The sequence below is a fragment of the Kluyvera genomosp. 1 genome (assembly GCF_001266615.1).
Classification (GTDB): Bacteria; Pseudomonadota; Gammaproteobacteria; order Enterobacterales; family Enterobacteriaceae; genus Kluyvera; species Kluyvera cryocrescens_A.
Map to the genome: position 1 here is coordinate 88,640 of NZ_LGHZ01000003.1, position 23,691 is coordinate 112,330.

General features: G+C 55.5%; 24 protein-coding genes. 2 read left to right on the forward strand and 22 right to left on the reverse strand.

Annotation, left to right across the window (positions count from 1 at the left end; genetic code table 11):
• Positions 1-8 precede the first annotated feature (8 nt).
• Positions 9-284 (reverse strand): YtcA family lipoprotein, encoded by a 276-nt coding sequence (locus KP80_RS01790; RefSeq protein WP_052281864.1) that lies wholly within the window; start codon positions 282-284, stop codon positions 9-11.
• 556 nt (positions 285-840) lie between these two features.
• Here KP80_RS01790 and yjdP point away from each other — a divergent pair.
• A complete protein-coding gene (gene yjdP / locus KP80_RS01795; protein WP_052281865.1) occupies positions 841-1,182 on the forward strand; it encodes a DDRRRQL repeat protein YjdP in 342 nt (113 codons plus the stop codon).
• Here yjdP and phnP read toward each other — a convergent pair.
• The 17 genes from phnP to kdgT form a co-directional block, all read right to left on the reverse strand.
• A complete protein-coding gene (gene phnP, locus KP80_RS01800) occupies positions 1,179-1,937 on the reverse strand; it encodes a phosphonate metabolism protein PhnP (RefSeq protein ID WP_052281866.1) in 759 nt (252 codons plus the stop codon). The genes yjdP and phnP overlap by 4 nt on opposite strands.
• Complete coding sequence (gene phnO, locus KP80_RS01805) at positions 1,934-2,368, reverse strand: aminoalkylphosphonate N-acetyltransferase (RefSeq protein ID WP_052281867.1); 435 nt, start codon at positions 2,366-2,368, stop codon at positions 1,934-1,936. Before phnO ends, phnP begins: the two co-directional genes overlap by 4 nt.
• Positions 2,361-2,912: a ribose 1,5-bisphosphokinase gene (gene phnN, locus KP80_RS01810; protein WP_156315556.1), complete on the reverse strand. Its 552-nt coding sequence runs from the start codon at positions 2,910-2,912 to the stop codon at positions 2,361-2,363. The genes phnO and phnN overlap by 8 nt, the downstream gene beginning before the upstream one ends.
• Positions 2,912-4,048, reverse strand: a complete 1,137-nt coding sequence (gene phnM, locus KP80_RS01815; RefSeq protein ID WP_052281869.1) for an alpha-D-ribose 1-methylphosphonate 5-triphosphate diphosphatase — start codon at positions 4,046-4,048, stop codon at positions 2,912-2,914. Before phnM ends, phnN begins: the two co-directional genes overlap by 1 nt.
• Positions 4,045-4,731 (reverse strand): phosphonate C-P lyase system protein PhnL, encoded by a 687-nt coding sequence (gene phnL / locus KP80_RS01820; RefSeq protein WP_052281870.1) that lies wholly within the window; start codon positions 4,729-4,731, stop codon positions 4,045-4,047. Before phnL ends, phnM begins: the two co-directional genes overlap by 4 nt.
• Positions 4,732-4,798: 67 nt before the next feature.
• Positions 4,799-5,557: a phosphonate C-P lyase system protein PhnK gene (gene phnK, locus KP80_RS01825; RefSeq protein WP_052281871.1), complete on the reverse strand. Its 759-nt coding sequence runs from the start codon at positions 5,555-5,557 to the stop codon at positions 4,799-4,801.
• Positions 5,554-6,399: an alpha-D-ribose 1-methylphosphonate 5-phosphate C-P-lyase PhnJ gene (gene phnJ, locus KP80_RS01830; protein WP_052281872.1), complete on the reverse strand. Its 846-nt coding sequence runs from the start codon at positions 6,397-6,399 to the stop codon at positions 5,554-5,556. The genes phnK and phnJ overlap by 4 nt, the downstream gene beginning before the upstream one ends.
• A complete protein-coding gene (locus KP80_RS01835; protein ID WP_052281873.1) occupies positions 6,392-7,456 on the reverse strand; it encodes a carbon-phosphorus lyase complex subunit PhnI in 1,065 nt (354 codons plus the stop codon). The genes phnJ and KP80_RS01835 overlap by 8 nt, the downstream gene beginning before the upstream one ends.
• Positions 7,456-8,040, reverse strand: coding sequence for a phosphonate C-P lyase system protein PhnH (phnH, locus tag KP80_RS01840; protein ID WP_052281874.1), 585 nt, complete (start codon positions 8,038-8,040; stop codon positions 7,456-7,458). Before phnH ends, KP80_RS01835 begins: the two co-directional genes overlap by 1 nt.
• The gene (gene phnG / locus KP80_RS01845) at positions 8,037-8,489 is read right to left on the reverse strand and encodes a phosphonate C-P lyase system protein PhnG (RefSeq protein ID WP_052281875.1); all 453 of its coding nucleotides are present in this window, start codon (positions 8,487-8,489) and stop codon (positions 8,037-8,039) included. Before phnG ends, phnH begins: the two co-directional genes overlap by 4 nt.
• Positions 8,489-9,214, reverse strand: coding sequence for a phosphonate metabolism transcriptional regulator PhnF (phnF, locus tag KP80_RS01850; protein ID WP_052281876.1), 726 nt, complete (start codon positions 9,212-9,214; stop codon positions 8,489-8,491). Before phnF ends, phnG begins: the two co-directional genes overlap by 1 nt.
• A 20-nt stretch (positions 9,215-9,234) precedes the next feature.
• Positions 9,235-10,017 (reverse strand): phosphonate ABC transporter, permease protein PhnE, encoded by a 783-nt coding sequence (gene phnE, locus KP80_RS01855; RefSeq protein WP_052281877.1) that lies wholly within the window; start codon positions 10,015-10,017, stop codon positions 9,235-9,237.
• 115 nt (positions 10,018-10,132) lie between these two features.
• On the reverse strand, positions 10,133-11,149 hold the full coding sequence (gene phnD, locus KP80_RS01860; protein ID WP_052281878.1) for a phosphonate ABC transporter substrate-binding protein: 1,017 nt from the start codon (positions 11,147-11,149) through the stop codon (positions 10,133-10,135).
• A gap of 22 nt (positions 11,150-11,171) precedes the next feature.
• Complete coding sequence (gene phnC / locus KP80_RS01865) at positions 11,172-11,960, reverse strand: phosphonate ABC transporter ATP-binding protein (RefSeq protein ID WP_052281879.1); 789 nt, start codon at positions 11,958-11,960, stop codon at positions 11,172-11,174.
• Positions 11,961-12,092: 132 nt separating this feature from the next.
• On the reverse strand, positions 12,093-12,539 hold the full coding sequence (gene yjdN, locus KP80_RS01870; protein WP_052281880.1) for a VOC family metalloprotein YjdN: 447 nt from the start codon (positions 12,537-12,539) through the stop codon (positions 12,093-12,095).
• A gap of 121 nt (positions 12,540-12,660) precedes the next feature.
• On the reverse strand, positions 12,661-12,996 hold the full coding sequence (locus KP80_RS01875; RefSeq protein WP_052281881.1) for a zinc ribbon domain-containing protein YjdM: 336 nt from the start codon (positions 12,994-12,996) through the stop codon (positions 12,661-12,663).
• 174 nt (positions 12,997-13,170) lie between these two features.
• Positions 13,171-14,169 carry a 2-keto-3-deoxygluconate transporter gene (gene kdgT, locus KP80_RS01880; protein WP_052281882.1) on the reverse strand — a complete coding sequence of 333 codons (999 nt, stop codon included), beginning with the start codon at positions 14,167-14,169 and terminating at the stop codon, positions 13,171-13,173.
• 687 nt (positions 14,170-14,856) lie between these two features.
• On the opposite strand from kdgT, the gene proP reads away from it, so the two are divergent.
• Positions 14,857-16,359: a glycine betaine/L-proline transporter ProP gene (gene proP, locus KP80_RS01885; RefSeq protein ID WP_052281883.1), complete on the forward strand. Its 1,503-nt coding sequence runs from the start codon at positions 14,857-14,859 to the stop codon at positions 16,357-16,359.
• A 37-nt stretch (positions 16,360-16,396) separates the two neighbouring features.
• On the opposite strand, the gene KP80_RS01890 is transcribed toward proP, so the two are convergent.
• The 4 genes from KP80_RS01890 to KP80_RS23205 all read right to left on the reverse strand — a co-directional run.
• Complete coding sequence (locus KP80_RS01890) at positions 16,397-17,695, reverse strand: HlyD family type I secretion periplasmic adaptor subunit (RefSeq protein WP_419772947.1); 1,299 nt, start codon at positions 17,693-17,695, stop codon at positions 16,397-16,399.
• Positions 17,696-17,744: 49 nt separating this feature from the next.
• Complete coding sequence (locus KP80_RS01895) at positions 17,745-19,931, reverse strand: type I secretion system permease/ATPase (RefSeq protein WP_052281885.1); 2,187 nt, start codon at positions 19,929-19,931, stop codon at positions 17,745-17,747.
• A gap of 96 nt (positions 19,932-20,027) precedes the next feature.
• Entirely contained in the window at positions 20,028-21,380 is a 1,353-nt protein-coding gene (locus tag KP80_RS01900) for a TolC family outer membrane protein (RefSeq protein ID WP_052281890.1), read from the reverse strand.
• A gap of 313 nt (positions 21,381-21,693) precedes the next feature.
• Positions 21,694-23,691, reverse strand: a 1,998-nt coding sequence (locus KP80_RS23205) for a hypothetical protein (protein ID WP_197276130.1), incomplete at its 5' end; no start/stop codon positions are given.

Below are 23,691 nucleotides of genomic sequence, written 5' to 3' on the forward strand. Positions count from 1 at the left end.
AATGTGAGTTAAAAAAACACCAGCCAGAACAGCATGGAGTAAAGGGCAAAGAGGGCGGTATAAATCACGCCAGCGAATGAAATCACGTTATATTTGTGCAGCATGAGCCGTCGGGTGATGAGCACAAGAATGACGCCGGCAATGATGCAAAAAAGCCAGCCGGGATAATAAGCGCCTATGACGGGAATAGCCGGTGGGAGCGAGCACCCTGACAGTAGCGTCGCGAGCGTGAGCCAGCCATATTTTTTCAGCGGCATCACCATTCTGGATTTAACTATTTGCATAAAGAAGGACATCCTGTGTATTGCGAACAATATCCGGGGTGAATGTAAAATAGAATCAGAAATATCAGTATGGCGATTTTTTAGCAGGAGAAATATAGTTTTATTTTGATACCGCATTCATAACTTATTTATTTTAATTATTTATTATTGATGTTTATTTTCTAAATGAATAAAGAGTTCAGGAATGCTTTAAGCTGTGGGTTGTGGTCGGGTGATTTACGCCGTTTCACGGCTCCTGACGTGATGTGCAAGCAGTAGAGTGTAGTAAGAATCATGATGCTGCGAGATGTATTTTATATTTCTGGATTAATGTCAATATAACCTAATATTGATATCCAATATGTTTGTCGCGGATTATTCATCGATTAACGCATCGTGACTTTAAAAAATAATGACCTATATGCACAGCTTCGATAATTAATAAAATAATTATGTTGGACTTAAAATTTAAGTTCATCCTGGAAGATGCCTTGGGCAGGAATTGAGATTCCTCCGCTACCCGCCGAATGTGCGTCGCCCTTAATCTATCGCCAGCCCCCTTGACGCGACTGGCTTTATGAAACGTTATCTGACCGTTTTTTTCTTCTGTGCCGTGTCGCTGATGACCAGTCACGCGGCGCGCGCTGATATCATTGATGATGCCATTGGCAATATTCAGCAGGCCATCAACGATGCCTATAACCCGAGCAGCGATCGTGCCAGTCGCGATCGCGACGATGACGATCGCAGCTGGGACGATCGACGCAGTAGCAGCCCGAGTCAGCAACAATATAACGATCGGCGACGCCAGTTAGACGATCGTCGTCGTCAACTCGACGATCGTCAGCGTCAGTTGGACCAGGAGCGACGTCAGCTCTCTGACGATGAAAATCGACTTGATGATGATTACAACCGTTAGTCCAGGGTGATTTGCTGCCCGTCGTAGCCCGCTTCAATACCTGGCGGTAAAAGATGGCTCATCATCCATTCATCAAACTGGTGGCTGATATGCGTCAGAATCACCCGTGGGCAACCAATGATGTCGTTTAATCCCTGAATCGTCGCTAAATCGCTATGATTACGCGGGGTCTGTTCGCGCGGTGCGTGGCTGCAATCAATGACCATCAGCTGTGGACGGTTGTTGCTTAAAAAAGTCAGCGTTTTGTCCGGCAGTCCCGCGGTGTCGGAGAGCCAGGCGATACGGCTATGGGGCGTTTCCAGCAGGTAGCCAAAGGTCAGTTTTGAATGCGCCAGCGGCACAGGTGTCACCTGTAATCCCTGCAGGCTGAAGACCACAAACGGCTCAACGGTATGGCTAAAATCGAGCAGGCCGGGGTGTTTAAACAGATCGTCGCAGCCCTGTTCATCGGGCGGGCCGTAAACCGGCACGCTATCACCTATTCCCCAGCGCAGCGGGAAAAGTCCCTGAACGTGATCCATATGGTAGTGAGTGAGCAAAAATTGCTGGAAAGATCCGGCGGGCCAGCGGTCGGTGAGATCGTGTAATCCGGCATCGATTAGCGTTATCGCATCGTTAAATCTCACCACGCCGCTACAAGCTTTACGCCGATACTGCGGCGCGCGTCTGGCACGCGTACAGGCTGGGCAGTGGCAGCCCCAGGCGGGCACGCCCTGCGCGCCGCCGGTCCCGCTGAGAGTCAGTGTCAGGCTCATAGCGTTTTGGTAAAACGGATGTGGCTTGGCGCATAGCCTTCACGCTGATAAAAGCGGTGCGCATTAACGCGTTGGGTGCTGGTCGATAATTCCGTCATCTCCGCACCTCTTTCCCGCGCCGTCTCTTCCGCCCACGCTAGCAGCTGGCTACCGATCCCTGAACTGCGCACTTTCGGCATGACCACCAGTTCCTGAATCTCGCCAATCCAGTTGGCGTGATGTAGATGGAACTGCAAATGCAGGCTAATCATCCCCACGACGTTGTTGCCCTGCAGGGCCAGCTGATAGTGCAGATTACGATCCTCAAGGTTCGCAGCGAAGCCGGTATAAAAGGCGTCGCGATCGTATTCGGCTTGTTTCAGCTCGCACATCAATGCATAAACATCGTCGATATCTTCGAACGTGGCGTGGCGCAGTTCACACTCAGGCATGGCTTCTCTCCTTTCGTCCCATCAGGGTGAGTAATTTATCCACCGACTGTAGCAGACTTCCGTCGTTATTGAGCGTATGGCATTCCGACGGGGTATAGCGCGCCGCGCGCTCCAGGCGTAGGGCTATCTCGGCGCCGTTTTCCCGCCCACGTGCCTGTAAGCGTTCGCGCAGAATCTCCGGGGAGACCTGTAAACAGACCGGTAGCAGCGCGCTGGCATAGCGCGCTTTCGCTTGTGCCAGATGGGCCCGGGAACCGTTCACCACCACGTCAAACCCGCCGTGCAGCCAGAGATCAATCTCCACGCCCACGCCGTAGTACAGGCCGTTGGCATGCCAGCTTAGAGCGAGCAGATTTCTCCCGGCGCGGGTGAAAAACTCCTGTTCACTGAGCGCGATATGGTTTTCACAACCCGCGCTGGCCGGTCGGGTGATATAGCGGTGTGCGACCAGAAGGTCGCTATGCTCCTGCTGGCGCAACACTTCCAACAGGCTATCTTTGCCGGAGCCAGAAGGCCCCATCAACCAGAGCAGTTTACCCATGATCAGAACACCCTTTTTCCTTGACGCCAGACGTGGTCGATATGAATGTGCTCGCCTTTGCGGTGCGCCAGCACCAGGTCGGCACGCTTGCCTTCGGCAATGACGCCGCGGTCGTGAAGGTTCAGCGCATGCGCGGGGTTTTTGGTGACCAGATTAATGGCCTGCGCGAGGGTAAACGCGTTTTGCTCGTCATCCGCCACGCGGAAGGCTGCATCCAGCAGGCTCGCGGGGTAATAGTCGGAGGAAAGAATATCCAGCAGCCCGAGACCCGCAAGCTGATGTGCCGCAACGTTGCCGGAGTGCGAGCCGCCGCGCACGATATTTGGCGCTCCCATCAGCACATTCATGCCGTGGCGGCGCGATGATTCAGCCGCTTCCAGCGTGGTCGGGAACTCGGCAATCACGCTGCCTAACAGGTGTGATTCCACCACGTGATCGTGGGTGGCATCATCGTGGCTGGCTAGCGCAATTTGGCGTTCGCGGCACATTCCCGCAATGGCGGTACGGTTAGGCTGCGACCAGCGGGCCGCCAGCGCGAGCTGCTCTTCTTCGTACTCACGCATCTGCACGTCGGTCAGCGAATATTTGCCTTGATAGTATTCCCGGTATTTTTCGCGGTTGGCGAACTGACGCTGGCCCGGTGAGTGGTCCATCAGGGATACCAACGACACCGGCTCGCGGCTCACCAGTTTTTCAAACAGTGGTAGGGTGGTGTGATGCGGCAGTTCGCAGCGCAGATGCAGGCGATGCTCAGCGCGGTTGAGACCGCGTTTTTGCGTCTCCTCGACGGCGTTGATCATTTTCTCCAGATTTTCCAGCCGATCGCCGCCGTCGCGCACATCGCCAATGGCCACGGCATCCAGCACGGTAGTGATGCCGCTGGCAACCATCAGCGCATCGTGGCTGCTCATCGCCGAGTGGGCCGGCCAATCGACTTTGGGACGGGGGGTAAAGAATTTATCCAGATTATCGGTGTGCAGCTCAATCAGCCCCGGCAGTAGCCAGCCGCCTTCGCCATCCATCGCTTCCGGCAGACGGCTCTGGCTATCGGCAAAGGCGCGAATCTCGCCGTCCTGAACTTCCAGTGACCCGTGAACGACATCATTCTCAAGAACCAGCTTTATATTATTGATAATCATGCAGGTGTACCCATGGGATGGAGGCGGTCTGCGACCTGGTTACGGACGGCTTCATCGTGGAAAATACCGACAATGGCCGCGCCGCGGGCTTTGGCTTCATGAATCAGGCTGACGACCGCCGCGCTGTTTTTGGCATCCAGCGAGGCGGTGGGCTCGTCGAGCAATAAAATGGGGTAGTCGACGATAAAACCGCGGGCGATGTTGACGCGCTGCTGTTCGCCGCCGGAAAAGGTCGACGGTGCAAGATGCCATAAACGTTCCGGCACGTTCAGGCGGGTCAACAGCTGAGCGGCTTTAGCGGCACAGGCTTCGCGCGGCACGCCGGTATTGAGCAGAGGTTGCATGACCACTTCCAGCGTGGAGATACGTGGGATCACGCGCAGAAACTGGCTCACCCAGCCGACGGTGGCTTTGCGGACTTCCACCACCTTGCGCGCTGGGGCGCTGACTAAATCCACCCACTCATCGCCGTGTTTAATATGGATATGCCCTTCGTCCGGCAGGTAGTTGGCGTACAAGGAGCGCAGCAGGGTCGATTTGCCACTGCCGGAATGGCCGTGAAGTACGACGCATTCCCCGGCGTTGACCGAGAGCGAGGCGTTACGTAAAACGGCAAGCTGGACGCCATTTTGTTGGTGAAGAACAAAGGTTTTACTCACATTTTCGACGCGGATAGCGTTCATTTTTCGCCTCTTTTACATATATGCGTCCGAGAACCTGATAGCGCTTCGCTTATCAGGCTGACAACAGTCAGTTCTGCAACACCGACGACACCAGCAACTGGGTGTACGGATGGTGCGGGTCGTCGAGAACCCGGTCGGTTAACCCACTTTCCACCACCTGACCTTGCTTCATCACCAGCAGACGGTCGGCCAGCAGTCGCGCGACGCCCAAGTCATGGGTCACAATCACCACCGCCAGGTTTAGTTCCACCACCAGGCCGCGCAGCAGGTCGAGCAGACGCGCCTGTACCGACACATCCAGCCCGCCGGTGGGTTCATCCATAAACACCAGCTTTGGATGGGTGACCAGGTTGCGGGCAATCTGCAGGCGCTGCTGCATACCGCCGGAGAAGGTGGTCGGCAGGTCATCAATACGCGACGCCGGGATCTCTACCTCTTCCAGCCAGCGCTGAGCGGTGGCGCGGATCTCGCCGTAATGCCGTGCGCCGGTGGCCATCAACCGTTCGCCAATATTGCCGCCCGCTGAGACCTGACGGCGCAGGCCATCCATCGGATGCTGGTGCACCACGCCCCATTCGGTGCGCAGCAGGCGACGGCGTTCGGCTTCGCTCATGGCGTACAGTGAACTGTCCTGATAGCGGATGGTGCCTTCTTGTGGTGTCAGGCGCGCAGAAATGGACTTCAGTAGGGTGGTTTTACCGGAGCCGGATTCGCCGACGATGCCCAGCACCTCGCCTGGCCACAAATCAAAAGAGACGTTGCTAAAACCTTTGCCCGGCGCGTACAGATGGGTCAGACGGTCAACGGAAAGTAAGGGCTGGCTCATGGCTTTTTGGCCTCGCTCTGTTGGCGGCAGTAGTCGGTATCGGAGCAGACAAACATCCGTTTGCCGCTATCATCCAGCACCACTTCATCGAGATAGCTGTGGGTGGAGCCGCAAATAGCGCACGGCTCGTCCCAACGCTGCACGGTGAAGGGATGGTCGTCGAAGTCGAGGCTCTCGACGCGGGTATACGGCGGCACGGCGTAGATACGTTTTTCACGTCCGGCACCAAACAGCTGCAGTGCGGGCATCATGTCCATTTTTGGGTTATCGAATTTTGGGATCGGCGACGGGTCCATCACGTAGCGGTCATTCACTTTCACCGGGTAGGCATAGGTGGTGGCGATATGGCCGAAGCGGGCGATGTCTTCATACAGCTTCACCTGCATCACGCCGTATTCCTCTAGAGCGTGCATGGTACGGGTTTCGGTTTCGCGCGGTTCGATGAATCGAAGCGGTTCCGGGATCGGTACCTGGAAGATCAGGATCTGATCCTCAACCAGCGGCGTCTCGGGGATCCGGTGGCGAGTCTGGATAAGCGTCGCCTCTTCGGTGCATTCGGTCGTGTTGACCCCAGTGACCCGCTGGAAGAAGTTGCGGATCGACACGGCATTGGTGGTGTCATCCGCCCCTTGATCGATAACCTTCAGCACGTCCGCTTCACCGATCACGCTGGCGGTAAGCTGAATGCCGCCGGTGCCCCAGCCGTAGGGCATCGGCATCTCGCGGCCGCCGAACGGTACTTGATAGCCGGGGATCGCTACCGCTTTCATGATGGCGCGGCGGATCATGCGTTTGGTTTGTTCATCGAGGTAGGCAAAGTTATAGCCGCTGAGATTAGCCATTTATCTGCTCCCGTTGCAGGCGTTTCAACAGTTCCAGCTCGGCCTGAAAATCGACGTAATGAGGGAGTTTGAGGTGCGAGACAAAACCGGCGGCTTCGACGTTATCGGCATGGGCGAGGACGAACTCTTCATCCTGGGCTGGGCCGACGGCGTGCTCACCGTATTCCGGTGCCTGCAGGGCACGGTCAACCAGCGCCATCGCCATTGCTTTTCGCTCGCTCATGCCGAACACCAGGCCATAGCCGCGGGTAAAGTGCGGCGGCTCGTCCACCGGGTCGACAAAACCGTTGACCATTTCGCATTCCGTCATCAGCAGTTCGCCGACGTTTACCGCAAAACCTAGCTCTTCTGGCACAATTTCAACGTTAACGTAGCCACTGCGAATTTCCCCGGCGAACGGGTGATTACGCCCGTAGCCGCGCTGGGTGGAGTAGGCCAGTGCCAGCAAATACCCTTCGTCGCCGCGCATCAGCTGCTGTAGGCGAGACGAGCGCGAGCACGGGTAAACCGGCGGCGTGCGGGTGATATCGTCCGGCGCTACGCCGTTATCTTCTTCCACCTTCGCCAGGCCTTGATGGGCCAGCAGACTGAATACATGCGGCGACGGCGATGGCTCGCCGTCTTCGGTTTTCAGCGTCGGGGCTTCGCCGTTGGCCAGCAGAGTGAAATCCAGAAGACGATGGGTGTAATCGTAGGTGGGGCCAAGCAATTGCCCGCCGGGGACGTCCTTGTAGACGGCGGAAATACGGCGTTCCAGGCGCATTTTCCCGCTATCCAGCGGCTCGCTGACCGCCAGTTTTGCCAACGTCGTGCGATAGGCGCGCAGCAGGAAAATCGCTTCAACGTTGTCACCGCTGGCCTGCTTTAGCGCCAGCGCCGCCAGTTCGCGGTCGGCAATGCCGCCTTCGGTCATGACCCGGTCCACCGCCAGGTTTAACTGTTGCTCTATCTGGGCGACGCTCAGCTCGGGGAGGGAGGTGTCGCCCCGGCGTCGGTTTTCCTGGAGCTGGTGGGCGGCGGCAATCGCCTTCTCGCCACCTTTCACGGCTACGTACATCAGCAAACCTCCACGTGGGTGGTGCGCGGAATAGCCAGCAGGCGTTCGCCGCAGGTGAGGATCAGATCCACGCCAAGCGGGAATGGGTGCGGGCGTTCGGTCAGTTCATGCAGAATGCACTCCGGCAGCTGCGGGGCAATCATGCGTTCATCCTGAATGCCCGCGCCGGTCAGGCGCAGCATGCGGCCACCGCTGAGGCTGGCAACCTGCACAATCAGCGTGGCGCTGGTCTCTGGCGCCACGGCGCTGCCGGTACACAGCGCGTCGAGCTGCTCGCGGCTGATAGCGTCATTCGACACCGCAAAAGTGGCCTGCTGTGGCTGCTCAACCAGCGGCGCGTTGGTGTGAAAACGCAGACTCTGGCTAACGATATCGTTATGCAGTGTGCCCGCCAGCCAGACCGGTGTATCGTTGTCGGCCAGCGTCAGCAGAACGCTGGTAGTGGCGATGTTCAGCGGCTGCCAGCCGTGTTTGAGTTGATGCAGCGCAACAATCACGCCCGGCTCGCTCATCGCTTTTAGCAGACGACGAAAACTGTGTTGGGCATCCTGCACAGGGAGGGAAAAAGCGGTTTCCAGGGTCATGCGTTGTCTCCGCGAACCAGCGTAAAGAAGTCGACCCGGCTGGCGTTGATCTCGGCCTGACGTGCGGCAATGCGCGCCGTACGGTCGGCTTCCAGCGGGGCAATGAGGGTTTCTAATAATGTTGGGTAATGGGTAGGCTGCTGGAGCAGGGCGTCGAGCAGCGCACAGCGTTCGGCATGCGCTTTGTTGCGCCCCAGTATCCAGCTGTAGCCCAGCGTGCCGTTGCTTAAGCGTACGGCGGCGCGGGTGAGGGTGGCGTCTCCGGCAAAAAAGCGTTCACCGGTACCGCCCATACGGCCCTGTAGCTGAACCAGCCCGGTTTCCGCCGCGCGGATGGTTTCGTATTCTGCAGTGATATTCAGGGTGGCCATTTTTGCCGCGAGGCTGGCCGGGTCGCAGTGGGCCAGCACCGACATCCAGTGCTGGCGGGTCGCGTGATTAGCGTCCATTAGTGCTCCATAATAAATTCAATCATGTCGGCGCGGGTCAGGCTGACGGAGTACTCCATCACCTGGTCATCGCCTTCACGGTGGTTCAGGGTGCGCACGCACAGCAGGGGCGCCATGTTGGGAATTTCTAGCCGTTGGCTCTCTTTGGCCTGCGCCCGGCGCGCGCTGATGCGGGTCTGGCTCCGCTTAAGCGCAATGCCGGACTGCTCGCGTAGAAAGTCGTGCAGCGATCCGCTGCTAAAGCGTTGTAGCGTTGGCCACAGGCTGAGCTCGGCAAAGTAGTGGTCTATCAAACACAGCGCCACGCCGTTGACCCGGCGCAGCGTGCGCAGGTGGATAACGTTGTCACCTTCGTTAATCCCCAGCGCGTCGGCGATATGCCCAGAGGCCGGGCGCAGTACCGACAGCAGTTTTTCGCTGGTGGGGTGGCTGCCCTGATCGAGCAGATTCTGGCTAAAGCGTGCCTGGGCGTTGAGCGGGTAATCGAAGGGGCGCATCAGTACCAGCACGCCAATTCCCTGACGGCGCTGCACCCAGCCTTTTTCGACCAGTTGATCGATGGCGCGACGTAGGGTGTGGCGGTTAACTTCAAACCGTGCCGCCAGCTGATGCTCGGCGGGCAGGTAGTCGCCGCAGCGATAGTTCTGCCGCAGCTCTTGCTCCAAGCGAGCGGCAATCTCTTGATAACGCGTAGGATAACTGGTCGGATGTGTAGACAAGTGCATAGTCATCAAGACCTCGCTAATCAGATAAAGTGCTTACGCAAACGCTGAGAGAGAAAATCCAGCAGGCTGACGGTGATGATAATGAGCACCATCAATGCGCAGGTTTGCTGGAACTGAAAGCCGCGAATCGCTTCCCATAAGGTCACGCCGATACCGCCAGCGCCGACCATCCCCACGACGGTGGCAGAGCGGACGTTGGACTCAAATCGGTACAGTGAATAGGAGATGAGGAGCGGCATCACCTGCGGCAGGACGCCGTAGATAATTTCTTCAATTTTGTTGGCGCCGGTGGCGCGAATGCCTTCGACCGGGCCGGGCTCAATGGCTTCTACCGCTTCGGATAACAGCTTGGAAAGCACCCCAGTGGTATGAATAAACAGCGCCATCACCCCAGCAAATGGACCTAACCCCACGGCGACGACGAACAGCATGGCGAAGACCATTTCGTTGATAGCACGGCAGGCATCCATCAGGCGGCGCATCGGTTGGTATACCCACCATGGCACCAGGTTTTCGGCGCTCATCAGGCCAAAGGGAACGGAGAGGACAACTGCCAGCGCGGTGCCCCAGACGGCGATTTGCAGGGTCACGGCCATCTCTTTGAGATAGTCCTGCCACAGGCTAAAGTCTGGCGGGAAAAAGTCGGCGGCGAAGGTCGCCATGTTGCCTGCATCGGTGAACAGCGCCACCGGGTTCATTTCTGCCCCTTTCCAGGAGACAGCGAGCACCGCCAGCAAAATGGCCCAGCTCATCAGTGAGAACCAGCTGCGCTTCGGCGGGGGAACGGTGATGGTGTGTTGCATGGTTTGCTCCGTGTTGAATTCCCCCTCTCCCTGTGGGAGAGGGCCGGGGTGAGGGCATCAGCGTGCACTATTCCCCCTCACCCTAACCCTCTCCCCATAGGGGAGAGGGGATCAATTACTGCACCGCTTTGGTCACCGAGGTCATCGCGCCAATCGCTGCGGTGGTACGATCAAGGTCGTTCAGGCGTGCCTGAATATCGGCAGTCTTCGTGGCCTTTTCATCGGCGTTCAACGTGCCGTTGCCTTTCACGGTCTGCATCTCTTTAAACAGCGTCAGCTGGCGAATTGGCAGCAGCTGCAGATCGCTGGAGGCGCGGAACGGCGCCCAGCCCAGACGTTCCAGCACGGCCTTTTCTTCCGGCGTCTTGCCGTAGTTCATAAAGAAGCTATAAACCTTGTCCTTGGTGGTTTCGGACAGATTCTTACGCCACACGATTGGGTCACCGGGGATCAGTGGCGACTTCCAGATAACTTTCAGCTCTTTGAGCTTGTCCGGCGCCGAGGTCTTCAGCTTGTCGAGGTTTTCGGTGTTGTTGGTGGCCACGTCGACCTGCTTGTTGGCGACGGCCAGCGCGTTGGTTTCGTGGCTGGCGTTAACGGTGCGCTTGAAGTCGCTGGCGGAGGCGTTGTTCTTGGCAAAGACGTAGTAGCCTGGGACGAGGAACCCGGAAGTGGAGTTCGGGTCGCCGTTGCCGAAGGTCAGCTCTTTGCGCTTGGCGAGCAGGTCATTGAGGTTGTTGATTGGGCTGTCTTTGTTGACGATCAGCACGCTCCAATAACCTGGGGAGCCGTCGGCGGCGACGGTCTGGGCGAACACCTGGCCGTTCGCGCGGTCAACTGCTTCCATGGCAGAGAGATTGCCGTACCAGGCGATATCGACTTTATTAAAACGCATCCCCTGGATGATCCCGGCGTAGTCTGGGGCGAAAAAGGCATTCACCTTAACGCCCAGCGACTTTTCCATGTCCTTCAGGAACGGTTCCCATTGTGGCTTTAAGTTTTGCTGTGATTCCGTCGAAATAATGCCGAAGTTCAGCGCTTTTTCCTGCTCTTCGGCGTGCGCCGGGGTCAGCAGGGTGCTGAGACTGAACATGCTGGTAAAGGCCAGCGCGGCAACCGTCTTATAGCTCATTTCCATTCCTCATTGTGGGGAGTCAGGCAGCCTGCGCGTTCTCTTCGACGCGATTAATGCTGCGGTAGAGATGATCAAAACGTTCGTTATCAAACTGTTGGCTGCTACCGTCGTAGAACACGTGTCCTTGACGCAGCGCGACGATGCGTTCGCAGTAGCGCAGCGCATAGTCGACCTGATGCAGCGTCACCACCACGGTGATGCCGTCGGTCTGGTTGATGTCGCGCAGGGTATCCATCACGATGCGCGCGGATTCAGGATCCAGTGAGGCGATAGGTTCATCGGCGAGGATCACTTTGGCCTGCTGCATCAGCGCCCGGGCAATCGCCACGCGCTGCTGCTGGCCGCCGGAAAGGGTTGAAACGCGCTGATGAGCCATGTGCGCCATCCCCACGCGGGTCAGCGCCTGTAGGGCACGTTGCTTTTGCTCGCGGGTAAACCAGCTAAAGCAGGTGCGCCAGAACGGGGTGCTGCCGAGCGCGCCAATCAGCACGTTCTCCAGCACGCTCAGGCGATTGACCAGGTTGAACTGCTGGAAGATGTAGCCGGTATGGGCGCGGCTTTTACGGATGTCGCGTGCCAGACGGCCCGCCTGCTGGACGGTTTTACCGAGCAGCTCGACCCTGCACTCCGGCGTTTTATCGCCGACGATCAGGCCGCTTAAATGACGTAAGAGGGTGGATTTGCCAGAACCGGATGGCCCAAGCAGAGCGACCATCTCACCGGCGTGCACGTTCAGGTCAATGGCGTGAAGCACCTGATGCTGATTGAACGTCTTGTTGAGCTTTTCAACGCGAATAATCGTTTGCATGCTGGAACCCCTTCAAAAAAGTGGCCCCATCGTGGCGAATTAATGTGACGTTTCGGTTAAGCAATGATTGCTTGGGGATGAATTCTTGGCGGGAATTTGATGACAGAACGGGAGGCTGTGCCTCCCGTCGGGTTAGAGTGTAGGCTCCTGCTGTTTGACAACGTTAATCATCCACGGCACGCCGTAGCGATCGACGACGCGGCCAAAACCGTGTGCCCAGAAGGTCTCCTGCCAGGGCATCTCAACCTTGCCGTTGGCGGCGAGATTATCGAACCAGCGCTTGCCTTCCTTCACGTCCTGGGTGTCGAGCACCAGCGTAAAACCGCCGTAATGAAGGTTATCAGCCGGGACGGAATCGCTCAGCATGATGTCGCTGCCCGCAATATGAAGATTGGCGTGGGCGATGGCGCTGTCGGGGAATTGGAGACCGGATGGGCAGCCGCCTTCATCATCCATGGCGGAGGGGGGCATTTCGCCAAAGCTGATTTTGTAGCGTAGCTCCGCGCCTAGCGCCTGTTGGTAATAGGCGATAGCGTCGGCGCAGTTGCCGGAAAACGCGAGATAGGGACTTAAAGGCATGATCGTTACCTCAGGTAAGGATAGCCCATTAAGTGTAGTGCGAGTCGGTGCAGGGAGCGAAGCGTGGCGGGGGCGTATTGCCGGATAAACGTAGCGTCATCCGGCAATACTCATGCTTAAATCAGTTCTTTTTCACGAACTCAGATTTCAGCTTCATTTGGCCAAAACCGTCGATTTTACAATCGATGTTGTGGTCGCCTTCGACCAGGCGGATGTTCTTCACTTTGGTCCCGATCTTCAGCATGGAAGAGCTACCTTTGACCTTCAGATCTTTCACCACGGTGACGCTATCGCCATCGGCCAGCAGGTTGCCGTTGGCATCTTTGACGATCAGCTCATCGCTGTCGTGCGCAGGTTCAGCATCGTTCCACTCGTGCGCGCATTCCGGGCAGATGAACATGCCGTTGTCTTCATAGGTGTATTCGGAATTGCATTGTGGGCAATGGGGTAATGACATGGGAGATATCCTCAAAAGTGCAGTGCGAAAGGCAAGGGCCTGTAAAACGGCAAATCGCCGAAAATGGCCTTAATGATACAACAAAACCCTGCATTTGTCGGTGTTATCCCGGAGATGGACGGAAGAAAGAGAGGGGAGGAACGTAAACCCCCCTCGGGCAAGGGGGGGAAAGGATTAGTGGTGAGCGGCTTGCGATACGGCCTGTGCTTCTGTTTCAACCGGCTTCGGCGCACCGTAACGTTTGGCATACAGCGCGGTAATAATCGGTACCAGAATCGCGGTGACAATGACGCTGGCGGCCACCAGTGCAGTTGCGGAGGCAGCAACCGGTGCGAACGACGGATTAATCTGCGCGATGATGACCGGGTTGGCGACCGCGGCACCGGCAGCGGAGGACGCCGCTACGCCAGCAGTACCGTTACCCCCGCCAATCACACGGTCGGCAATAATCAGTGGGATACCGGTGATAACGATAACCGCCACGCCCAGCACGATACCCAGCAGGCCGGTGTCGAGGATAACGTTCAGGTTGATGGTGTTACCCAGCGCGAAGCCGAAGAATGGAATCAGTACTGGCGTTGCTTTGCTGAAGAACGAACGCAGATCGTGATCGAGGTTACCCAGCGCGAAGCCAATCAGGAACGGCAGGACAGCACCGATGAAGTGGTGCGGTTCAAAAGAGGCCAGACCTGCGGAACCGAGGATCACCATGGTCATCAGCGGGCCAGATTCCAGAGACATCAGTACGAATGCGCCAGACTCTTCTTTGGTGCCGTACTGATTCATCAGGCTGGCGTACAGACCGCCATTGGTCATATCCATCGCGGACACAATCGCCAATACGGACAGACCCGCGAAGAATCCGGTCTGAATTCCGGTGTCAGGAATAAACGTTGCGGCAATCATTGCCACGACCCAGGCAACGGCAATTTTGGTCAATACCAGCGTCCCGGATTTGCGTAATACGGTGCCGGTAGCGCGTAAATCAATAGATGCCCCAATACAGAAGAACCAGACAGCCAGAATAGGTACTGTTCCACCGATCATTCCCTTGGTGAATGAACCGAAATATTCACCGGTTGTGGGAGCGAATGTATTTAACACTGCACCTAACAGTAACGGGATAAGCATCATCCCGCCAGGGATTCGTTCCATTGTTGCTTTAATTTTCATGAGGCGTCCTCGCTTCGTATCACCGCACGGTGACAGAAGAGGTTAAGTATAATAATTTCAGCCTGTTAGGCTGCTATCATCTGGTGTTTTTATCCCAGTAATCACCCGAGGTGGGCGGCGTTTTCTGGCATCTTTAACGCGCTTTCGGACGCTATAATGCATTTGCTGGAATATCTATTCAATGAAAATGAAACGATGTTTTAGTTATATGGATCACATATTTCATAAGTGAAATTTTGAATCTAATGAGAAATAAAAAAGCTGTGAATCTTTTGTGAAATGTTTTGAAATAAATCTAAGTTTAAATGGGTGAGAAATGGAGGTGGTGGGGAGGCGGTGAGACGCAGGGTAACGACGGAATCAGCCTGCAATTGTCAGGGAAATATTTCGGGCTGGTAGCAAGCGTCAATGTTTTGTTAAGTTGATCACAATATTAATCGCTGTTAGGGTAAATAGGATTCTCCCTCAATCGGTCATTTTTTGAGGGTGACTTTTTTAACTGACTCGCCATCAGGCTCAACAGGTTTGATTGTCTGGAGAAACATCCTCCAGCGAAGACATGCAAACCTGCTACGCTTGGATAAACGGAACCAGCATATCCACGGTTCCCTTTACGCACCCTCGCAAATGCTGTGCTGTTTGCCGCCACTGGGTGTGCGTTCAAGGCGAAATTGAACAAGGAAAACCATGCTTAGAAGGAAAAAAGTAAAACCGATCACGTTACGTGACGTCACCATCATCGACGATGCCAAACTACGCAAAGCGATTACCGCAGCCTCATTAGGTAATGCGATGGAGTGGTTTGACTTCGGGGTTTATGGATTTGTGGCTTATGCGCTAGGTAAAGTCTTCTTCCCGGACGCCGATCCCAGCGTACAGATGATTGCCGCTCTAGGGACATTCTCCGTTCCCTTCCTGATTCGTCCGCTTGGCGGTCTGTTCTTCGGGATGCTCGGGGATAAATACGGTCGACAGAAGATTCTTTCCATCACCATTATCATTATGTCGCTCAGTACCTTCTGTATTGGTCTTATTCCATCGTACGAGACAATCGGTATCTGGGCACCGATCCTGCTGCTGCTGTGTAAAATGGCGCAGGGCTTCTCGGTAGGCGGTGAATATACCGGGGCGTCTATCTTTGTTGCTGAATACTCACCTGACCGTAAGCGTGGCTTTATGGGCAGCTGGCTGGACTTTGGCTCGATTGCTGGGTTTGTGATGGGGGCTGGACTGGTTGTTCTGCTGTCTACCGCCGTCGGTGAGGCAAACTTCCTTGATTGGGGCTGGCGTATTCCGTTCTTCGTTGCGCTGCCGCTAGGGATTATCGGTCTTTACCTGCGCCATGCGCTGGAAGAGACGCCGGCGTTCCAGCAGCACGTAGATAAGCTCGAACAGGGCGACCGCCAGGGTCTGCAGGAAGGGCCAAAAGTATCGTTTAAAGAGATTGCGACCAAACACTGGCGTAGTCTACTGGCTTGTATTGGTCTGGTTATTTCAACCAACGTTACCTATTACATGCTGCTGACCTACATGCCGAGCTACCTGTCGCATAACCTGCACTACTCGGAAGATCACGGCGTGCTGATTATCATCGCCATTATGATTGGTATGCTGTTTGTTCAGCCGGTGATGGGGCTGCTGAGCGACCGCTTTGGCCGTCGCCCGTTTGTTGTGGTGGGGAGCATTGCGCTGCTGGTGTTCTCTATTCCGGCCTTCGTGCTGATTAACAGTAACTCCATTGGCCTGATTTTCTCCGGTCTGCTGCTGCTGGCGGTGATCCTCAACTGCTTCACCGGGGTGATGGCATCATCGTTACCGGCGATGTTCCCGACGCATATCCGCTACAGCGCGCTGGCGAGCGCCTTTAACATCTCGGTGCTGATTGCGGGTCTGACGCCGACGCTGGCCGCCTGGCTGGTGGAGTCGACTCAGGACCTGATGATGCCAGCTTACTATCTGATGGTGGTGGCGGTGATTGGTTTGATTACCGGCGTGATGATGAAAGAGACCGCCAACCGTCCGCTGAAAGGCGCAACACCTGCGGCATCGGATATAGCTGAAGCGAAAGAGATCCTGCAGGAGCATCACGACCACATCGAACACAAGATTGAAGATATCGATGCGGAGATTGCAGAACTGCAGGCGAAACGTTCGCAGCTGGTGATGCAGCATCCGAAGATTAACGAGTAATAAAGAAAAACCCGGCTTACCGCCGGGTTTTTTATGTTTAGCGTTCGCGGAAGGCTTCAGCTCTTGCCCGCAGAATCGGCTTCAGTAGATAGGCCAGAATGGTTTTCTTGCCGGTAATAATGTCCACTGATGCCACCATCCCCGGAATGATAATTAGCGGTTTCTCATCGCTGCCGAGATGGTTCTTATCAGTTCTCAGGCGAATTACGTAGAAGCTTTTGCCGTCTTTATCGGTCACCGTATCCGGGCTTATCTGCTCCAGCTTGCCTTTCATCCCGCCGTAGATGGTGTAATCGTAAGCGGTAAACTTGACGATGGCTTCCTGGCCTGGACGTAAGAAGGCGATATCCTGCGGACGAATTTTGGCTTCAATCAGCAGCGTGTCGTCCAGCGGAACGATTTCGACCAGATCGTTGCCCGGCTGAATAACGCCGCCAATGGTATTAACCATCAGTTGCTGGACGATACCGCGCACCGGAGAGGTGACCAGCGTACGGTTAACGCGGTCATCAATGGCTTTTCCGGTCGCTTCGATTTTACTGAGATCGGTACGCGCTTCGTTAAGCTGGGATAACGCATCGCTGCGGTAGCGTCCACGGGTTTCGTTGACCTTGCTCTCAATCTCCTTAATCGCCGCCTGCGCTCTTGGCACTGCCAGGGTGACCGATTCTAGCTGTCCACGGGTTTCCACCTCAGAGCGACGCAGACGCAGCACCTCAACGCGCGAAATCGCGCCTTTGGCGACCAGCGGCTCGGACATGCCAATCTCCTGCTGCAACAGCCCCAGACTGCGGCGGTACTGCGCAGCTTTTGCCTGGAAGTCCAGTAGCTCCTGCTTCTTCTGCACCAGTTGCTCGTTTAACCCGGACAGCTCGCCCTGAATCCGCTTGTTGACGCTGGCAAACAGCTCCATTTCGCCGTTGGCGATATCCGGTGATTTCTCGAGGATATCCGCTGACAGCGTCAGCGTCTCTTTGTCGGCCAGCTGTGCGGTCAGGCGTTGAATCCGGGCTTCCAGCGCAAAGCGGTCTGCTTCAGATTCACCGGCGTTGGAACGAAAGCGGGTGTCATCGAGACGCAGCAACGGCGCGCCGGCCTTAACCACTTCCCCTTCATGGACGAATACCTCGGCGACGATACCGCCCTCAAGGTTCTGGATTTTTTGCAGACGCGAAGACGGAATCGCTTTACCGTCACCGCGCGTTACCTCATCGATTTCAGCCAGTGAAGCCCAGGCAATCATGATGATGAAGAAGCCGAGAATCGCCCACAGCGTGATGCGCACGACCCGTGGCGAATCGTCGAGTAACGCTTTGTTGACCTCATTGGTGGTCATCGGTGCGCCGTTCTTATCGCCAAAGAGCCACTTCAACAGGCGGGTAAGTTTAGCGTTGCGCATGAATTTGTCCTTTTTTCAGTGCCGTCATCACGCTTTCTTTTGGACCATCTGCGATGATTTTACCGTTATCGAGGATGATCAACCGGTCAACCAGCGACAGCAAAGAAGCGCGGTGCGTCACCAGCAGCAGCGTTTTATTGCTTACCATTGGCGTCAGCGCTTTCTTAATCAAGTCTTCGCTGGTGTTATCCATCGAGCTGGTCGGCTCGTCCATCAGCAGTATGGGTGGATCGAGCAACAGAGAGCGGGCGAGGGCGACGGCCTGTCGCTGTCCGCCGGAGAGATTCATCCCACGTTCGCCGACCTGCATGTTGTAGCCGGAAGGGTGGCGACGGGCGAATTCATGCACGCCTGCAACGGTTGCTGCGCGGATCATGGTTTCATCATCCACGTAGCCAGCGCCGCTTAACAGGTTATCGCGCAGCGTGCCGCTGAACAGGTGGATGTCCTGCGGGGCGTAACCGATATTGTGGCGTACGTCGTTAACGTCCAGCTGACGGGCATCAATACCGTCAATAAGGATTGTCCCGCCATCGGGCTGATAAAACCCAACCAGCAGTTTTGCCAGCGAGCTTTTGCCCGATCCGCTGCGGCCGATAATGCCCACTTTTTCGCCCGGCTCAATTTTGAGTGAAATGCCGTTCAGCGACACAAACTGGTTTTGTGGATAGCGGAAGGTGACGTCGCGAAACTCAATGGCCCCGGACAGCGTCTCGCGCTTCAACGGGACCTCGCCGTCCTGAACTTCCTGCTCAAGAGCCATCATACGGTCGATGGTGGCTTTGGTCATTTTTGCGCGCTGATAGCGGGTTATCAGACTACAGAACTGACCGATTGGCATCACCGCGCGGCGATTTAACAGGTAACAGGCAATAAGCCCACCCATGCTCAGGTTGCCGGCAATAATGCTGTAAACCCCGAAAACAATCAGCGCTACGCCGCTAATTTGCTGGATCCAGGCGGTAAAGTTAACCGCCACGTACGAGAGGGATTTTACCCGCAGCTCAAGCTTGCTGAGCTGGCCGATAATTTGTTCCCACTGATACTGGCGTTCGCTCTGTGCGTTATTGACCTTAATTGCATCCAGACCGGCGACCGTCTCAACCAGCATGGCCTGGCGTTCGGTAGAAAGAAGATAGGTTTTATGCACCTGTTCCAACAGCGGCTTTTGAATCAGCCAGTTGACCAACAAGGCTATCGGGTAGCAGAGCAGGGGAATAAAGGCGAGCGGGCCGCCGATAATCGCAATCACCAGCAGAATTAACAACGTGAACGGGAAATCAATCAGCGCCGTTAAGGTCAAAGAAGAGAGAAACTCTCTGACCGACTGGTACTCCTGGAAGTTCTGCGCAAAGGCACCTACCCGATGAGGACGTACCTTCATTTTCATCCCCAGTAGCCGTTCAAACAGCGCTGCCGAAACGATGAGATCGGTCTTTTTACCCGCGAGATCGAGGCAGATTCCGCGTAATATCTTCAAAATAAGATCAAAGACAAACGCGATAGAAATACCGATAGCCAATACCCACAGGGTGGCGGTTGCCTGGTTTGGCACCACGCGGTCATAGACGTTCATTACGAACAGCGGCGTGGCGATAGCGATAATGTTGATGATAAAGCTGGCCACAACCGAATCGAGATAGAGATATTTCGACAGTTTTAAGGTGTCTTTAAACCAGGATTTGGTCTGCGGAATGGTGGCCGTGGGCTGATTGTCGAAAGCGTGCCCAGGCTGAATAAAAATAGTTTTACCGCTGTAGCTTTCATCCAGCGCTTCGCGCTCCAGCAGGATTTCCCCGCCTTCCGTCTCCGTGGACAGTAAACGCGCGCGCTGATGGTCATCCCAGCCAATCAGCACCGCTGCCTGATCGTTTTTAAGCAGAACAACCGCTGGCAATGACAGCGGGGAGATTTTTTCCAATGGGCGCTGAAGGACTCGCGCTTTCAGGCCTGCGCGTTGCGCTGCGCGTGGAAACGCACTCAGGGTCAGCAGGTTCGCCTTTAGAGGCAAGCCGGCGGTTAAGACGTTACGACTGGTAATGATGTTATGCAGCTTGCAGACGATCATCAGCGAGTCGAGCAGGGGGTCGTCATGGTTTTGACGCGGATCGTGCCTGATGGTGTCATCAGTTGCGGGGGTGGCTTGCTCAAGTGGATCAGTATAAGACGCCATAGTCAGACCTTATAAACCAGCGAAAAACTCGCACAGGCTAAAGAATATAAGGGTTATCTCACCGGATGATGAGATAACCCGTAGGCCCAAAATCTGTTACTTCAGTTCAGGTAAGTTGCTGTGTGCAGTTTGCTGCACCTCTACCGGCTGCGCTGCCGATGGCGCCTGAATATTAAGCTGTTTTAACAGATCGCCAATTCGCGCGTTGATGCGGTAGGTGGTAAACATCTCCGTAAACTGCATCTCAACGTAGCGACGCTGGGCGTTGAACACTTCGTTTTCGCTGTCGAGCATATCGAGAAGACTGCGCTCACCGATACTAAATTGTTCCTGATATGCGGTACGCACCACGGCGCTGCGGTCGGCGTAGTCTTTAGCAATCGGAACCTGTTGTTTGGCGTTCTGCCAGGCGTTCCAGGACAGACGCAGCTCTTCGTCGAGCTGGCGTAGCGCATTGCGTTTAACGTCCTGGGCTTCCTGCATTTTGTACGCGTAAGAAGACAGCTGTGCCTTATCGCTACCGCCGTTGAACAGGTTGTAGTTCATTCGAACCATCGCCTGCCATTCCTGGTCGTGGCCGCGCGTGCCGTCGACGTTATTATCCATACGGCGCCCAACATCGACATCTACGCTGGGATAGAAACGCGATTTTGCCGCTTCATACTGCTGGCGGGTCGCATCAACATCAGAGTCTGCCTGTTTCAACAGTGGGCTATTATCCAGCATCTGCTTACGGGCTTCGGCCTGAGTGGCCGGGATTTTGGTAGTTAGCGGCATGGAGAGACTGTCGGCCTCTTTACCCACGACGCTGTAATAATTTGCCTGGGCGTCTTCGAGGTTAGTTTGCTCGGTCAGCAGGTTGTTCTTTGCCTGTGCCAGACGCGCCTGAGCTTGTTCATAATCAGCGGTACGCCCGACGCCCTGTTCGGTACGCAGACGGATCTGATCAAAAATACGTTCGTGGTTTTTCAGGTTATCTTCGGCCAGCTTCACCATACGCTGGCGCATCAGCACGTCGAGATAGCTTTGGATTGCCGTCAGCGCCGTGACTTCACTGGTGTTCATCACCGAGTAGGCGCGAGAGTTAACGGTCGCCGTCTGGCGAGCGACTTCACTGGTGGTGGCAAAACCGTTAAACACGTTCTGGCGCAAATTAATGCTGGACTCACTGCGGTGCAGGTTACGACGGTGATCGTCGGCAGCCCGCGTGCTGGCGTTATCGGTCTGCTCCCAACCGGTACCGGCAGAGAGATCTAACGATGGCAAATACCCGCCTTTTGCAGCGCGTAAATCCTGGTCGGCAGAGTAGCGGCTGTTGACTGAAGCGCTGACCTGCGGATGCCAAAGTAAACTGTCCTTGACCGCCTGCTCTAATGAGGCTGCATTGACGTTGCTTGCGAACAACAGTGGCAAAGAGATGCCGGTTAATACCCGAATGTGTTTATTCATCATGTCGTCCTTTCCTTACGTTCATTTCCTTGGTTTGTGATGTTGTCCACCAGAGGCAATGTCTTCAGACAAAAAAATAAAAAAGCGCTGTCTTTTACGAGGACAATAACGTCCCCAGAGCGTGGCTCATAATATCACTTAGATCTATTGCTTCATCATGACTAATAATGGTGGTTTTTTATTCACCACCCTGGGTCAGGTGACGTCATGGCGCCTTGATAATCCCCTATCAACGGGTGATAGCTCACGGGTTGATCGTATGTCTGGTGCTGCTGGTAGAGAAAAAGGGCCGGCTTTCGCCGACCCTTAGGTCTTAAGAGTCCGTATCTGGCTGGGCAATCAGATGATCCAGCTCTGCGCCGTCCGATGCGCTCCAGGTGTCACCGCCTTGATCGCCTCCGCTTTCTGCCGGTACATCCTGAACCTCGCCTGCCGTTTCGGCATTCTCCGTTGCATCAGGAACCTGGATCAGCGAACTGAGATCTTTGCTGTCATCATCATGGATGATATCGCTCAGATCGAGTGTGCTTTCCTGGTCAGACTCAGAAGTCGCCGTCGCTGATGTATCCGCCTGCGATTCCGTACTCTGGGTACTGTCGGCTTCCGCGAGTTGAGTATCAATGTCACCCAGCAACAGGTTTAGCGAACTCTCTGGGCTCTCTTCGGCAGTAGACAGCTGACTGTTGTCGCTATCTACCGCGCTCAGGTCGAGGTGATCGTCATCAACCAGCAGACTGGCGCCATTGTCGTCCGTAGACGTCTCGTCGTCGGTTGAACCGATATCCTCCGTCTGATCCGTCTGATCCGTTGACTCGGTATCTCCAGTCTGGTCAGTCGTATCCGATTCGGACGTATGATCGCCGCTCTGATCGGCTCCATCAGCATCTGCGGTATTGCTATCGTCGGCCTGATCCGTCGAGCTGCTATCCTCAGCATGATCGGTAGAAGAGGTCTCTTCCGTGTGATCCGTCGAGTTTGCCGTATCGGTGTGCTCGGCCGTGCTATGGCTCACATCGTCCGCGACATCCAGCGTATTCACCATATCGTCGCTGTGTGTCTCCTCTCCCCCGGCAATCGGGAAAGTGTGCGTGGCATCATCATCGATGACAGGACCGGATTCGTGCTCCGTTCCGTCCACTTCCACGGTGACATCGACATTGATCGGGTGATCGCCCGTGATTTCAGTCGGTGAGGTGACGGTCAGGTTCATATCGAGATTGGCGTTATCACCCACGTCAATTGTGATGCCATTGGTGTCTTTCACCTCGATGCTAACAGTATGACCGTCGGCATCCGTGTAGCTCACCACGGAGCCCACAGGCAAACCGTTCAGCGTTATCGACTTAATGTGGTCGCCTTCCGCACCGCCGTTCAGATCAGCATCGATATTCAGGTCGTACTGCCATGACGTCTTGGTATCTGAATGACCTGGGTCCAGTTTTTCTTCGCCATTTCCGGAAATAACATCAGTTAACCGGTTGTTACCTTGATAGGTTTTGCCGCCGATGGTGACGTTAATACTCTCGAAATAGTTGATGTTGCCATTTTGGTTAGCAGAACCATAATTCGCGGATGAATTCGACGACCCGGCGACAAAGATATAGTCATGCGCGTCGCTGCTGGCTGGCTCCCGGTTACCGTTTACCGCATTCATCGCGTGTTGCGTGTTATCGCCTTGCGTGTAGGTGCTGTTCTCATGCAGCACGAAGACGTCCGACTTACCTTCGGTCCCTTGGGCATTACCTTGGGTATAGATATGGATATTTTCTTGCGGGATATCTTCGGAAACGTATTTACCAATATCGTCTGCCGACACCCACAGCACGACGTTCTCGCCGACCGAAACAATCTTGCCGCTTTCATCCACATCAAAGCCATTAGGATTTGAACTGCCGCCGTTGACCTCGGTAATTTTTGAACCACCCGACACGTCAAACTTCACGTCGAGATTGATATCTGAGTCGGAGTCGGCATCGGCGTCTGCATCCGCATCGGCATCGGCGTCAGAATCGGCATCAGCGTCCGCATCTGCATCCGCGTCCGAATCAGCATCGGCATCTGCATCGGCGTCAGAATCAGCATCGGCATCGGCATCGGCATCGGCATCAGCATCCGCATCGGCATCCGCATCTGCGTCGGAATCGGCATCTGCATCGGCGTCAGAATCAGCATCGGCATCCGCATCGGCATCGGCATCCGCATCGGCATCCGCATCTGCATCCGCGTCGGAATCTGCATCGGCATCGGCGTCCGCATCTGCATCTGCATCGGCATCCGCGTCGGCATCGGCATCCGCGTCGGAATCGGCATC